Origin of the sequence: Intestinimonas sp. HCP28S3_D6 (genome assembly GCF_052065695.1) — a bacterium.
In the GTDB taxonomy this organism is placed as follows: domain Bacteria; phylum Bacillota; class Clostridia; order Oscillospirales; family Oscillospiraceae; genus Intestinimonas.
Window position 1 is genome coordinate 15,904 of record NZ_JBQHTM010000016.1, and the last position, 13,673, is coordinate 29,576.

14 protein-coding genes are annotated in these 13,673 nt (G+C 63.7%); 7 read left to right on the top strand and 7 right to left on the bottom strand.

Annotated elements, in window-relative coordinates:
- Positions 1-5 precede the first annotated feature (5 nt).
- On the bottom strand, positions 6-2,372 hold the full coding sequence (locus ACTNBK_RS07140) for a SpoIIE family protein phosphatase (RefSeq protein ID WP_441144866.1): 2,367 nt from the start codon (positions 2,370-2,372) through the stop codon (positions 6-8).
- 227 nt (positions 2,373-2,599) lie between these two features.
- Here ACTNBK_RS07140 and dusB point away from each other — a divergent pair, with 227 nt between their 5' ends.
- Genes dusB through ACTNBK_RS07155 form a run of 3 tightly spaced genes read left to right on the top strand, consistent with a single transcriptional unit; the run spans position 2,600 to position 5,226 of the window.
- A complete protein-coding gene (dusB, locus tag ACTNBK_RS07145) occupies positions 2,600-3,571 on the top strand; it encodes a tRNA dihydrouridine synthase DusB (protein WP_441144868.1) in 972 nt (323 codons plus the stop codon).
- 35 nt (positions 3,572-3,606) lie between these two features.
- Positions 3,607-4,200, top strand: a complete 594-nt coding sequence (locus ACTNBK_RS07150; RefSeq protein ID WP_441144870.1) for an RNA polymerase sigma factor — start codon at positions 3,607-3,609, stop codon at positions 4,198-4,200.
- Positions 4,201-4,230: 30 nt separating this feature from the next.
- Positions 4,231-5,226, top strand: coding sequence for a zf-HC2 domain-containing protein (locus ACTNBK_RS07155; protein WP_441144872.1), 996 nt, complete (start codon positions 4,231-4,233; stop codon positions 5,224-5,226).
- 55 nt (positions 5,227-5,281) lie between these two features.
- Here ACTNBK_RS07155 and ACTNBK_RS07160 read toward each other — a convergent pair whose 3' ends face one another.
- Positions 5,282-6,040 (bottom strand): HAD family hydrolase, encoded by a 759-nt coding sequence (locus ACTNBK_RS07160; protein ID WP_441144874.1) that lies wholly within the window; start codon positions 6,038-6,040, stop codon positions 5,282-5,284.
- Positions 6,041-6,277: 237 nt separating this feature from the next.
- On the opposite strand from ACTNBK_RS07160, the gene fusA reads away from it, so the two are divergent.
- Positions 6,278-8,350, top strand: coding sequence for an elongation factor G (gene fusA / locus ACTNBK_RS07165; protein WP_441144876.1), 2,073 nt, complete (start codon positions 6,278-6,280; stop codon positions 8,348-8,350).
- Between the two features lie 323 nt (positions 8,351-8,673).
- On the opposite strand, the gene ACTNBK_RS07170 is transcribed toward fusA, so the two are convergent.
- Complete coding sequence (locus ACTNBK_RS07170; RefSeq protein WP_441144878.1) at positions 8,674-9,105, bottom strand: DUF3842 family protein; 432 nt, start codon at positions 9,103-9,105, stop codon at positions 8,674-8,676.
- Positions 9,106-9,383: 278 nt separating this feature from the next.
- Between ACTNBK_RS07170 and ACTNBK_RS07175 the strand changes: the two genes are divergently transcribed.
- Together ACTNBK_RS07175 and galU are read left to right on the top strand one after the other, a co-directional pair.
- A complete protein-coding gene (locus ACTNBK_RS07175) occupies positions 9,384-9,908 on the top strand; it encodes a QueT transporter family protein (protein ID WP_441144880.1) in 525 nt (174 codons plus the stop codon).
- Positions 9,909-9,938: 30 nt separating this feature from the next.
- Positions 9,939-10,808: a UTP--glucose-1-phosphate uridylyltransferase GalU gene (galU, locus tag ACTNBK_RS07180; RefSeq protein ID WP_441144882.1), complete on the top strand. Its 870-nt coding sequence runs from the start codon at positions 9,939-9,941 to the stop codon at positions 10,806-10,808.
- A gap of 72 nt (positions 10,809-10,880) precedes the next feature.
- Here galU and ACTNBK_RS07185 read toward each other — a convergent pair whose 3' ends face one another.
- A complete protein-coding gene (locus ACTNBK_RS07185; RefSeq protein ID WP_441144884.1) occupies positions 10,881-11,654 on the bottom strand; it encodes an AIM24 family protein in 774 nt (257 codons plus the stop codon).
- Positions 11,655-11,762: 108 nt separating this feature from the next.
- Positions 11,763-12,032 carry a translation initiation factor 2 gene (locus tag ACTNBK_RS07190; protein WP_294515841.1) on the bottom strand — a complete coding sequence of 90 codons (270 nt, stop codon included), beginning with the start codon at positions 12,030-12,032 and terminating at the stop codon, positions 11,763-11,765.
- Positions 12,033-12,166: 134 nt separating this feature from the next.
- Here ACTNBK_RS07190 and sleB point away from each other — a divergent pair, with 134 nt between their 5' ends.
- Entirely contained in the window at positions 12,167-12,838 is a 672-nt protein-coding gene (gene sleB / locus ACTNBK_RS07195; protein ID WP_441144886.1) for a spore cortex-lytic enzyme, read from the top strand.
- 53 nt (positions 12,839-12,891) lie between these two features.
- Here sleB and rpsR read toward each other — a convergent pair whose 3' ends face one another.
- Both rpsR and ACTNBK_RS07205 read right to left on the bottom strand, forming a co-directional pair.
- Positions 12,892-13,131: a 30S ribosomal protein S18 gene (rpsR, locus tag ACTNBK_RS07200; RefSeq protein ID WP_130850362.1), complete on the bottom strand. Its 240-nt coding sequence runs from the start codon at positions 13,129-13,131 to the stop codon at positions 12,892-12,894.
- A 49-nt stretch (positions 13,132-13,180) separates the two neighbouring features.
- Entirely contained in the window at positions 13,181-13,663 is a 483-nt protein-coding gene (locus ACTNBK_RS07205) for a single-stranded DNA-binding protein (protein WP_441144888.1), read from the bottom strand.
- Positions 13,664-13,673: the final 10 nt, after the last annotated feature.

A 13,673-nucleotide genomic window follows, 5' to 3' on the forward strand; every position in this document is an offset into this window, starting at 1 on the left:
TCCTTTCAGCTTCGGGCGGAGAGCCGGACCACCAGGGCGGTGCGGTCGTCCTGGGGGCCGTGCTCGTCCACATTGGTCGAGACCAGATCCCGAGCCAGGTCCTTGGGGCTCTCCCTGTCAAAAGCGGCCAGGGCATCCCGAAGCCATTGGTCCTCGCGCTGATCTACCACGCCATCGCTGACCATCACTACCACATCTCCGCTCTCCAGCTGGAGTCGAGTGATGTCGGGGGCGATTCGTTCCCCGTCGGTGAGCCCGGCGGGGAGGGAAACGCCGGTGATGCGGCTTACTGAGGGGCCCCGGCGCAGATAGGTAGGGGCGGCGCCGAATTTATAGAGGGCGGCGGCGCCGGTGAAGAGGTCCAGCTCCAGCAGGTCCACAGTGGTGAAGCCACCCTCCTCTTCGCTGCGGAGGGCCAGAGCGGCGTTGAGGGTTTTCAGGGCGGTCTCAGCCTGAACTCCCGCCCGTAAAAACTGCTCCAGCAGGCGGACGGCCAGCTTGCTCTCCCGGCTGGCGGCGGGGCCGCTGCCCATGCCGTCGCACAGCATGACGTAGAGAAGCCCCTCCGGGGTGCGGAGGAGACCGCCGGCGTCTCCGCTCACCGTCTCTCCCCCCTTCTGCCGGGCGGCAGCCCCCATGACGGCCTGGAGGGGTTCGGCCTGGGTGAAGACCAGGTGCTCTCCCGTGCCGATGGGAGACTCCTCCTCCGCCGCATGGAGAGAGACCTTCAGCAGGGAGGAGAGGGTGGCGCGCTCTTCCTCCTTCCGGAGGGGTGCCAGGTCGGGTCCGGTCACCTCACAGCGCAGGTGGCCGGCCTGGTCGTAGTAGACCCAGGCGTCTCCCTCCAGCCCCAGGGCGGTGAGATGACGGCGCAGCCGCTTTTCCCGCACCGGGTCTGGGGTCAGTTCCCCGGAGAGCTCGGCGGCCGCCTGGCCCAGCAGGGTGGAGAGGGTGCCATACTGCCGAAAGACGGCGGCCCGGTTCTCCTGGAGCCGGTTCTGGTACTGCCGGCGGCAGAGGGCAGCGGTGAGGGCCTCATTGGCGGCGGCCAAGAACTGAGGAAAGTGGAGACAGCGGGTGGTGAAGTGCTGGGGGAAGTCCCCGGCCTCGCCCCGGCCCCGCTCCGCCATGGCGGGCAGGGCGTCGTTGAGGGCGTTGAAGGTGGTGTTGTAGTTCCGCTGCCAGCAGGCGTCCCGGAGGGCGCACCGGCGGCACACCTTGTCCGCCGCCCGGTCAAAGACGGTGGAGAGATCTCCGTCGTTGGGGGCACTCCCATGAAAGCTCCCACGCATGGACTCGTAGAGGGTGCGAAAGGCCTCGGCGGTTTGGGTTAGCCGCTCCCGGACGTAGGCGGCGGCCCGGTCGGCGGTGCCGGGGGAGCGCTCCCGGCTCAGCCGGGCGTGGACTTTGCGGAGCAGCTGCTCCGGCAGCAGGAGGAAGAGGACGGAGGCGGCAAAGACCTCATAGAGGAGGGGAAGCTCGGAGCCCCCCTCCCAGGCCCACAGCACCACCACCGCGTTGGTGAGGACGTAGGCCACGGCGCACCCCGTCCGGGACCGACCCTGAAAGACGCCGGTGACCAGGCCGGCGCAGCCGTAGCACACGGTGCAGGACCAGTCCCCGCCGCCCCGGGCCAGGTCCATGCTCAGCCCGGCGGCTACGCCGGCGGCAGCGCCGACACCCAGGCCCCCCTGGGAGGCAAAGACCATGACCGCCAGGGCGGCCAGGACACGGCCGGCGGAGATGATGTCCCCCACCAGGGTGAGCTGCGCCAGGGAGATGAGGACGGTGCTTCCAAGGATGAAGAGGCTGGCCAGCTGCCGGGTGGAGAGCTCACCCTCCTCCCTCCGGTCCAGCCAGGGGGAGAAGGCGGTGCGGTAGAAGTAGACGCAGGCGCCGGAGAGCAGCAGTTCAGTGAGGAAAAAGATCACGGTGGAGATCTCCCAGCCCCCCTCTCCCAGATAGACGAAGCCGGTGGCGCCGGAAAGCGCCGCCGTCACCACCGGCATGAACCAGCTGCGCTGGTACAGCTTGATATCGAAAAAGGCGAAGGCCACCGAGAAGATGAGAATGGCCGCCGCTACGTACCGCAGGCCCTCGGCCAGTCCCCGGAAGGCGAGATAGCCGAAGCAGGCCCCCAGAAGGGCGGCGAAGCCGCCCAGCCCCGAGCCTGAGCAGCCCACCATGGACAGCCCAAAGGGGGCACAGCCGTTCAGGATCTCCGCCCCCGCCAGTACCGCCGAGAGGACGAAACGGATGACATACTCCGCCCCCCGCACCAAGGCCGGCGCCTGGAGCACCAGCCTGCCCGTCCGGGCCATCTCCTCCCGGGCCCGGGCTGCCTTTGACTTCCATCCAACCTTCGCCGCCATGGACGATCTCCTCCTGTGTATCGGGTAGTAGAGACAGTATAATCCATGATTTGGAAATATCGCGTCGGAAGTGGGAACACCCTTTCTGCGATTTTCTGCGGCATTCTGGCGCCTTGAGCGGATTTTCCGGGAATTCATGGGCAAAACGGTATAAAAGACGGCGCCACTTGCCCAAAATGGCGGTTTATGGTATGATAAAAAGAACCAAATTGAACCGGAGGAAGACCGTGAAGATAGGAAACGTGGAGATTGACTCCCAGCTGGTGCTGGCCCCCATGGCAGGGGTTACCGACCTGGGATTCCGTACCATTTGCCGGGAGCTGGGGGCGGGCTACACCGTCACCGAGATGGTGAGCGCCAAAGCCCTGTGCTACCAGGATAAAAAATCCGTCCCGCTGCTGAAGCTGGGGGAGGGGGAACACCCCGCCGCCGCCCAGATCTTCGGCTCCGACCCTGTGTGCATGGAGGAGGCCGCCGCCATTGCCGGGGAGGTGTCCGGGGCGGACATCATCGACATCAACATGGGCTGCCCCGTACCCAAGGTGGCCAACTCCGGGGATGGCTCTGGGCTCATGCGCACCCCGGACCTGGCCGTCCGGGTGGCCGAGGCGGTGGTGAAGGGGGCGGGGAGCCGCCCTGTCACCGTGAAGATGCGCCTGGGCTGGGACAAGGGCTCCATCAACTGCGTGGAGCTGGCCAAGGCCATGGAGGAGGCGGGGGTGTCCGCCGTGGCCGTCCATGGCCGCACCCGGAGCCAGCAGTACGCCGGTACCGCCAACTGGGACTATATCCGGGAGGTGAAGGAGGCCCTGCACATCCCGGTCATGGCCAACGGCGACGTCTTTGAGGGGAAGGATGCCGTGCGCATTCTCCGCTGGACCGGCGCCGACGCCGTGATGATCGGCCGGGGCTGCTTTGGAAATCCCTGGCTCTTCCAGCAGGCCCAGGCCGCCCTGGAGGGTCGGGAGGTCCCGCCCCTGCCCCCTCTGGCGGAGCGGTGTGCCACCGCCATGTGTCAGTTTGAGATCAACGCCGCCCATAAGGGGGAGAAGATCGCCTGCCTGGAGGCCCGGAAGCAGTATTGCTGGTATCTGAAGGGGGTACCCCATGCGGGCTACTGGAAGGAGCAGATCTGCCACGTGGAAACGATGGAGGACCTGCGCCGGATTACGGCGGGCATCCAGCGGGACCTGAAATGATTTGATGAGGAAGGAAAGGCGGGTGAAGGGTCGCCTTGACGGAACAGGAGCTGGTGGAACGGGCCAAAAAGGGGGACGAGTCCGCCTTTGAGGTTCTGGTCACCGACAATGAAAAGCGCATCTATAATCTCTGCCGGCGGCTCACCGGTAACCCGGAGGACGCCGCTGAGCTGACCCAGGAGGCATTTCTCAACGCCTGGCGGGGGCTGGGCCGCTTCCAGGGGGAGAGCAGCTTCTCCACCTGGCTCTACCGGCTGGCCTCCAACGCCTGCATCGACTTCCTGCGGAAGGAAAAGCGGCGGCAGAACCTCTCTATGACGGTCTCCTTAGACGACGAGGAGGAGGCGCGGCAGGTGGAGCTCCCCGACGAGCGCTACACCCCCGAGCGGGAGCTGGAGCGCACGGAGGTCCGGCAGGCGGTAGCAGCGGGGCTGGAGAGGCTTACCCCGGAGCACCGTCAGGTGCTGGTCATGCGGGAGATCAACGGTTTGAGCTATGCCGAGATCGGCGGGGTCCTGGGCCTGGAGGAGGGGACGGTGAAGTCCCGCATCGCCCGGGCCAGAAATGCCCTGCGAAAAGTTTTGACGGAGCGGGGGAACTTTTTTGGCGAGCTTTCGTCTAGAAAGTGATGAAACAAAGGAGAGGAGGTGACCTGTGCCATGTGCGACTGCGACCGCGCCCTGGAGCTTTTGAGCCTGGAGCTGGACGGTGAACTGACCCCGGAGGAGAAAAGAGAGCTGGAGGCCCATCTGGCCGCCTGCGGGGAGTGCCGCGGGGCGGCGGAGGAGCTGCGGCAGCTCCATACCCTCCTGCCCGAGCTGGAGGAGGAGGTGCCCGACGGGCTCCACCAGGCCATCATGGACAGGATCGGGACGGAAAAGGTGGTCCCCCTCTCCAGGGTGAGCAAAAAGTCCCACATCCAACGTTGGGCCTCCCTGGCGGCGGTCTTTGCGGTGATCCTGCTGGGGGCCGGTACCCTGAAGACCCTCCAGAGCGGCGGCTCCACCGGCGCCGCTCCGGCGGCGGCCAGCGTAACCACGGCAGAGGCCGCCCAGGATACGTCATCGGATGCCGCCGTGGGCAAAGGCGCCAGCGGTGGCGCCGAACAGCCCGAGACGGAGGGCAAGGACAAAGAGACCACCGTCTCCAACGGTGATGCTCTGCCGGCGGAGAGTGCGCCTGCGGTGGTCCGGGAGGATGCGGAGGCGGGCGGCAGCGGAGCCGTCCTGCGGATGAGCCCACCTGCGTCGGCCCAGCCCACACCGGTGCCCACCCAGACGGTGAAAGACGGCGGGAACAGCCAGGAGAGCGACAACCAGGCCGTCACCTTCAGTGTGCTGCCGGCGGAGGCAGCCACCATCGACGGGGTCGTCCAACCTGATGCGGATACCACCGAGACCCTGCGGGCCAACTGTGCTGCCTGGCTGGCGGTTTCCGCCTTTGAGCAGAAGGACCGGGTGGACACCGCCCTGGTATCCATTGCCCAGGTGACCGAAGGGGAGCTGGCGGCGGCGGTCAGTGACGAGGAAAGCGCCGCGCTGCTGGATGGCACCGACTGGGCCGTGACCCTGGGGGACACCTCCGGTCACGACTACGCGGTTCTCCTGTGCGACAGCGAGACCCTGTCCGTGCTGGGCTATGTGCCCATCGAGTGATGAAAAAAGAGCGCGTGCTCACGGTAAAACGTGAGCACGCGCTCTTTTCTTGCCTTTAAACTGAGCACGGAGCCGGGGCACTGTCCAGAAGGGTGGGGAAGTCAGCCCAGCGCTCCAGAGTAAGGTGGTCGGCGGCGGGGGTGTTCTGGGAGGACCAGAGGGGGGAGAGGGCGCCGGTGTACCATACCGGCTGGATGCCGCAGGCGGCAGCGCCGGCGATGTCACAGTCCGGATTGTCGCCGCAGTACCAAACCTCATGGGGTTCCAGGCCCGCCATGGTGAGGGCCAGCCGGAAGATCCGGGGGCTGGGCTTGCGAAAGACGTACTCGCTGGTAGCCAGGATGAATTCGAAGTGGTGGTTGGGCAGCAGCCGGTCCAGCCGTGCCCGGAGAGCGGCGCCGGAGAACGAGAGGTTGGAGATGACGCCGGTGCGTATGCCTCGCTCCGCCAGAAGATCCAGCAGAGAGAGGATGCCCTCGGTGGGGCGGCCCGGGGCGGCGGCGTCCCAGTAGAGGGTCTCCAGTTCCTCCTCAGGAAGGGAGAAGGAGAGTCGCTGGGAGGCAAAGACGTACCGCTGGAAGGGAAGGTTGTGGGTCTCATAGAGGGGGATGTGGCCGTCGGCGGTGCGGAAACGCTCCATCTCGGCCTCCAGGGCGTCGATGTAGTCGGCCAGCTCTTGGGCGGTGCGGCCCAGCGGGTTGGCGTCGGCGTGGGCCAGCACCGCCTCCATCCCCAGCTCCTTGTTGAAATAAGGCTCGTCGATGAGGGTCTGGCCGTAGTCAAAGAGCACCATTTTCGGGTCATTCAGGCGCATGGAAAAATCTCCTTTCGCGGCGGACAAATCGTATTTTCTTCCGCAATCATACCGTTTCCGGTCCCTGTTGTCAAAGAAAAGCGGGGATGGCTTGGAAGGAATTTGTATGGAGACTACATTTTTTATAAAAAATGAGTTGTCAATCGCCTGGTATTGAGATATAATGACTAAGACAGTGACGCAGACAAACGGGCGGCGCTTTCGTGAGATCCCAAATGTAAGGAGAGGAAACAAGATATGAGCTATTCCGTACAAAATATTCGCAACGTATGCCTGCTGGGCCACGGTGGAAACGGAAAGACTTCCCTGGCCGAGAGCATGCTGTTTCAGACCGGCGCCATTGACCGTCTCGGCAAGGTGACCGACGGAAATACCACCTGCGACTACGACGCAGAAGAGGTCCGCCGTCAGTTTTCCATCTCCACCGCCGTGGCGCCCGTAGAATATAAGGGATGCAAGATCAACATTCTGGACACCCCCGGCTACTTCGACTTCTCCGGCGAGGTCATGGAGGCCCTCCGTGTGGCCGACGCCGCCGTCATCGTCTGCTCCGCCAAGAGCGGCATGAGCGTAGGCGCCGAGAAGGCCTGGAAGTACTGCGAGGAGCGGAAAATGCCCCGTATCCTCTACATCTCCAAGACTGACGAGGACAACTCCGACTACAACGCCGCCTTCGACACCCTCCGGGAGCGCTTCGGCAAGAACGTAGCCCCTGTGGTGGCCCCCATCTGGGACGAGAGCAAGAAGGTCATCGGCATCATTGATGTGCTCAACAAGCGCGCCTACGACATTGAAAACGGCAAGCGCCACGAGATCCCCGTGCCCGAGAACAAGCAGGAGGTCCTGGACGAGCTCTATAACGCCCTGGTGGAGTCCGTGGCCGAGACCAGCGAGGAGTTCATGGACCGCTATTTCAACGGCGAGGAATTCACCTATGCCGAGATGATCCAGGGCCTCCACGCCGGCGTGAAGGATCTGTCCATCTTCCCGGTGGTGTGCGGCTCCGCCCTCACCGGTCTGGGCACCCAGATGCTGCTGGACAATATTGTAAATCTGTTGCCCTCTCCCCTGGAGGGCAAGTCCGAGACCGGCGAGGACGATCACGGCGACGTGGTGGAGTTTGCCGTCTCCCCCGGCGCCGTGCCCGTGGCCTTCGTGTGGAAGACCGTCTCCGACCAGTACGGCAAGTACTCCTATGTGAAGGTGCTCTCCGGCACCATCGAGTCGGATATGCCCATGGTCAACGCCCGCACCGGTCTGACCGAGAAGCTGGGCCGCCTGTATCAGGTGAAGGGCAAGAAGACCGAGGAGGTCAAGAAGCTCTCCTGCGGCGACATTGGCGCCATCGGCAAGATGGATAAGCTGAAGACCGGCGACACCCTGTGTGACCCCCGGAACGTCATCAAGCTGGAGCCCATCAGCTTCCCCGAGCCGGTGTACTCCATGGCCATCTCCCCCAAGACCAAGGGCCAGGACGACAAGATCGCCGCCGGCCTCGCCCGTCTGGGTGAGGAGGATCAGACCTTCACCGTGGTCAACAATTCCGAGACCCGCCAGGTGGTGGTCTCCGGCACCGGCGACATCCAGCTGGATGTGCTGGTGTCCCGTCTGAAGAGCCGCTTCGGTGTGGACGCCGAGCTCTCTACCCCCCGTGTGCCCTACCGGGAGAAGATCCGCAAGAAGGTGGAGGTCCAGGGCCGCCACAAGAAGCAGACCGGCGGCCACGGCCAGTTTGGCGACGTGTGGATCCGTTTCGAGCCCGGCGAGCAGGAGGAGATGGAGTTCTGCGAGGAGGTCGTGGGCGGCGCCGTGCCCAAGAACTACTTCCCCGCCGTAGAGAAGGGCCTCCGGGAGGCTGTACAGCACGGCGTGCTGGCCGGTTACCCCGTGGTGTATCTGAAGGCCACCCTGTATGATGGCTCCTATCACCCCGTGGACTCCTCCGAAATGGCCTTCAAGACGGCAGCCCAGCTGGCCTACAAGGCCGCCCTGGCCCAGGCCAACCCCGTGCTGCTGGAGCCCATCGGCGAGCTGAAGGTCACCATCCCCGACAGCTACATGGGCGACGTCATCGGTGACCTCAACAAGCGCCGCGGTCGTATCATGGGCATGAACCCCGACCATGACGGCAACCAGATCGTGGAGGCTGAGGTGCCCATGGGCGAGATGACCTCCTACGCCATCGACCTGCGGTCCATCACCCAGTCCAGAGGCTCCTTCACCTACCACTTCGTCCGCTACGAGGAAGCTCCCCCTGCCGCCCAGGAGAAGGCGATTGAAGCCGCTAAGGCTATGCAGGACGCCGAATAAGCTCCCTTCGCTTCCCGAAGGGGCTTCCTCGGGCCCCATCGGAGATGGGGCGGCGTGTCCGCGCCGCACAAGCGTCTTGGACCGAAGGGCCAAGACCTTGGCGCAGGCGGAATTCACTTCCGCCGAGCACGTGAAGTTCTGAAAGGGTCCCCATTTGAGCCGTGGCTCAAATGGGAAATGCTCCGCCTGCCGCCCAAGAGAAGGCCATCGAGGCGGCCAAGGCCATGCGGGACGCCGAGTAAGCGTCAGAGTATCCATCTAAGATAGGAAAAGTTCCCCCTTCCGGTTTGGAAGGGGGAACTTTTTTGCAAAGTGGGATAAGGTTATACCGGGGCAAAGCCGTGCTTGGAGAGCTCGTGGAGGGCCAGCTCCACCGCCCTACGGAGGTACTCCTCCAGCCGGCAGTCCTCGGTGCCGGCGATGAGGGTGCCGCAGGTGGGAGAGGGGATGAGGATTTTGACGCACTCGGCGCCGGAGACGGCGGCGGCCACCGCCGGGGGGACCTCCCCCATGATACCGTTGGCCAGAATGACGCCGATGGGCCCCAGAATGAGGTCGGCCCGCTGGGCGTTGTAGCACAGGGCGTTCTCGCCGGTGGCGCCCCGGGCGGCACCCGCCTTGAGCATGGCGCTGGTGGCCAGGGAATTGGTTCCGGCGCACAGGAGCTCACAGCCCTCCGGCAGATGGGGCCGGATGAGGCTCACCAGCCGGGCGCCGATGCCGCCGCCCTGGCCGTCAATGATGAGGATGCGCATAGGGATCAGATCCTTCCTTGGTAGTGTGATCCGGTCCGTCAAAAGACCGGTAAGACTTCTCTTTGACATTATACGGGGGAAAACCTTCGCTGTAAAGGTGATAAAATGACTGTACAGAGAGAAAAAAGCATGATATAATGACCACGACTGGTTCCCCACCCAGTCCAACCGGCGCGGAGAAAGCCGTCCGGACGCTATGTGCCCTGCGTCCGGGGAAAGGGACCCGCGCCGCTGTGCGTGGCACACGTACTCTAAACAAAAAATGGAGGTTCTTTTTCATGCGCAAAAGTCCTGTCCGCGATCTTACCCTGGCGGCCATGGTGGCCGCCCTGTACGCCGTGCTGAGCTACTTCAGCAACATCTTCGGCCTGGCCTACGGACCCATCCAGTTCCGGTTCTCCGAGGCCCTGTGCGTGCTGCCCTTCCTGTTCCCGGCCACCGCGCCGGGGCTCTTTGTGGGCTGCCTGATCGCCAACCTGCTCTCGCCCTACGGCGCCATGGACATCGTGGTGGGCTCCCTGGCCACCCTCATCGCCGCTCTGTGGACCAGCAAGGTCCGCCACTGGTGGATGGCCTGGCTGCCGCCGGTGCTGTGCAACATGGTGCTGGTGGGCTTCACCATCGGCTTTGCCGAGGTGGGCATCACCGCCGCCCTGCCCGCCGCCTGGCTCTACAACGGCGTCACCGTGGGCATCGGTGAGCTGGGTGTCTGCCTGGTGCTGGGCACCATCCTGCTGCGGGCCATGCCCCAGATCAAGTTTTTCCACGACCTTATCCCGGAGGGACGCCTCACCCACGCGTGAGGCCTTCCCTCCGCCAATGGAGGAGATCAGATGAAAGTACGGAAAGCCGTCATTCCGGCAGCCGGGCTGGGGACCCGGATGCTGCCCGCCACCAAAACGGTGCCCAAGGAAATGCTCCCCCTGGTGGACAAGCCGGTGATCCAGTATATCATCGAGGAGGCGGTGGCCGCCGGGATCGAGGATATCCTGGTGGTGACCAACCGGGCCAAATCCGCCATGGACGACTATTTTGACTACTATCCCGAGCTGGAGGAGCGTCTGGCCCGGGCGGGCAAGGAGCGGGAGCTGGAGGAGGTCCGCCGAGCCGCGGATCTGGCCAACATCTTCTATGTCCGACAGAAGGAGACCAAGGGCCTGGGCCACGCCATTTGGCGGGCCAAGCGCTTCGTTGGGAACGAGCCCTTTGCCGTCCTCCTGGGCGACGACATCATGCGCTCCCAGACCCCGGTCATCGGCCAGCTCATCGCCGGTGCGGAGAAGTACGGCGCCTCCTGTGTGGGGGTTCAGCAGGTGAGCACCGAGGCCATCTCCAAGTACTCCTCTGTAAAAGTGGAGCCTCTAGAAGAGCGGATCTTCCGGGTCAGCGACATGGTGGAAAAGCCCCGTCCCGAGGAGATCTTCTCCAATTACGCCATCCTGGGCCGGTATGTGCTCCAGCCCAGCATCTTCGACACGCTGGAGAACCTGAAGCCGGGTTACGGCGGAGAGATCCAGCTCACCGACGGCCTGAAGGAGCTGTGCAAGCGGGACAAGATGGTGGCGGTGGACTTCGAGGGCAAGCGGTATGACACCGGCAACCTGAAGGGCTTCCTAGAGGCCACCATCGACTTCTCCCTGGCCCATCCGGAGACGGGGGAGTGGCTCAAGAGCTTTTTGAAGCAAAAGGCCGGGCAGCTCTGAACACATTCCATAGAAATGACAAAACGTCCCCCGGAGGGTTTGCCTCCGGGGGACGTTTTCTGTATGGACGACTTACAGGTTGGGCATTTTGGCGGTGGGCATCATGAGCACCTTGCCGGTGCCACGGTAGACGTTGACCAGACCCTCGCCGGAGGCGGCGGAGCCGATGAGGCTCTTGCCGGAACGCTCCACGGTGAACTCCAGACTGGTGCTCCAGGCGATGGCGTAGTTGCCGTCAATCTTCAGCACGTCGTTCTGGAGGGTGATCTCCACCAGCTCCTCCCGGGGGCACTCGGACTCGATACAGAAAGTGCCGCTGCCGTTGAGGCTCAGATTAAAGAGACCCTCGCCGCCGGCCACGGCGGAGGAGAGGTTGGAGCGCATGACGGCCTTGTGCTGGAGGCGGGAGTCGCAGGCCAGGAACAGGCCGTCGTCCAGCACCACGGAGCCGCCCCAGTCGGCAGCGTCCATAAGGATGAGGTGGCGGTAGGTGGGCTCCAGAACCAGCAGACCATCGCCGGTGTATTCCGGCTTGATGGCCGACTCGCCGGAGACCTTGCCCCGGACGGCCTTGGTGAAGAGGTCGCCCACACCCTTGATGCCGGTGGTGGCGTTCACATTGCCCAGCATCCACTGCATGGCGCCGGCCTGGATGGTGACCTGGGCCTTGCTCAGGTCACACACCAGCTGGCGCTTTCTGACGTTCATCTGGGCACAATAGTAGGCGGTAATGGCGGAAGAAGGGGTAACGCTCAGGTCGCGCTGGTACTCGATGACGGAGAAGGGACCCAACTGGGAGAGGGTCTTGACGTCGTCGTTGTCCATAAAGTTGGAAACCTGATACATGAAAAACGCTCCTTCGTACAAAGGCTCTCGGGGCATCCGACCTGGAGATGATCGGTCCTCCGATGCAGGGCCATTGTATCATAAGGAAGGGATGGGCACAATGGCTCATCAAAAGAAAAGGGCCAGGCTCCAGGCGGCGGTGGCGGCCAGAGCGCCGGCGGCGGCGTAGGCCGGGGCGGGGATGGCCTGGAACCATTTCCCGGGAACAGTACTCCGGGAGACGTAGTTTTTAGCCGCCTGCCTGGCCTCCCGCAGAACCTGTTCCGGGCTGGCGCCTTCGGAGAGCGCGCCCTCCTTCAGGATGAAGATGGCCTCCTCAAAGAGGCGGGGATCGGGTGTTTTGACCACGATGACCTGCTTGTTGATACCTTTGACCATGATGATGCCGCTCCTTTTTAGAAAAGAAAAGTTTCCCTAACAGTATGACCCAATTTTTCTTCCATGATTCACCGCTCATAAGAAAGGCGACGGGGTCGTACACTAAAGGCGAGACTTTTGTGGGAGGCGGGAATGTGCGGGAACAGAGAAAACGACTCATTTTATCCCTTGCCCTGATCTTTCTGTTGAATATACTCATCATTACCATGGTCCAGACGGCCCAGGCGGCAACCTACCATCGGGGCTCCTCGGGGCAGACGGTACGCACCATCCAGGAGAAGCTGATCCGCTGGGGTTACCTGGATGGGACTGCGGACGGCATTTATGGCAGCAAGACGGAGGCGGCCGTGAAGCTCTTTCAGAAAAAGAACGGTCTCACCGCCGACGGCATCGTGGGTCCCGCCACCCTGAAGGCCCTGGGGATGTCTGAGGGGAGCACCTCCTCCTCGGCCGTGGACAGCGAGGTGGCCCTTCTGGCAAAGGTTATCTCGGCAGAGGCCAGGGGGGAGCCGTACAGCGGCCAGGTGGCGGTGGGGGCGGTCATCCTTAACCGGGTGAGCCACCCCTCCTTCCCCAACACCATCGCCGGGGTAGTGTACCAGCCTGGGGCCTTCACCTGCATGGTGGACGGCCAGATCGACCAGCCGGTGGCCGATTCCGCCGTCAGGGCCGCCCGGGACGCCATCAACGGAGCCGATCCCAGCGGAGGCGCCATCTACTATTTCAACCCCAGCACGGCCACCAGCGGCTGGATCTGGTCGCGGCCCCTCATCAAGGTCATCGGCAGCCATCGGTTCTGCGCCTGATGGGAAATAAAAAAGCCGGACATGCGTTTGCATGTCCGGCTTTGTGTTGCCAATTAGTCGGTGACGAAAGGCAGCAGAGCGATCTGACGAGCCTGCTTAATGGCCTGGGTCAGCTGACGCTGATGCATGGCGCAGGTGCCGGTGGTCCGGCGGGGCAGGATCTTGGAACGCTCGGAGAGGAACCGACGCAGCTTGGCGGCGTCCTTGTAGTCGATGTGCTCGACCTTGTCCACGCAGAAGCTGCAAACCTTGCGGCGCTTGCGGCCGCGGGGACGCTCTCTATCCATAGGCATGGTATATACCCTCCTTATTCAGAAATGATATTAATGGGGCGCCGTTCTTTCAGAACGGCAGTTCTCCGTCGTCGTCGTCCAGCTCGGCAAACTGGTTGCCGCCGCCCATGGGGGCGGTGTAAGCCGGGGGAGGCACGGGGGCGCTGGGGGCCGGGGCGGAATAACCGCCGCCATAAGAGCCGCCGTAGCTGCCGCCGCCCTCGCCGTCCCGCTTGGAATCGCCGAAGTAGACGTTGTCGGCCACCACCTCGGCAGTGGTGCGCTTGTTGCCGTCCTTATCGGTCCAATCCCGCATCTGGAGACGGCCCTCCACAATGGCCATGCGGCCCTTGTTGAAGTACCGGGAGACAAACTCAGCGGTGGCACGCCAGGCGACCACATTGATGAAGTCGGCCTTCTTCTCACCGGTCTCTCTGTCCTTGAAATCCCGGTCCACCGCCAGACGGAGGGTGGCTACGGCCACCCCGGAGGGGGTGTGCCGCATCTCAGGGTCCGCCACCAGGCGGCCCTGAAGGAAGATCTTGTTGAGCATTTCTGCCGCT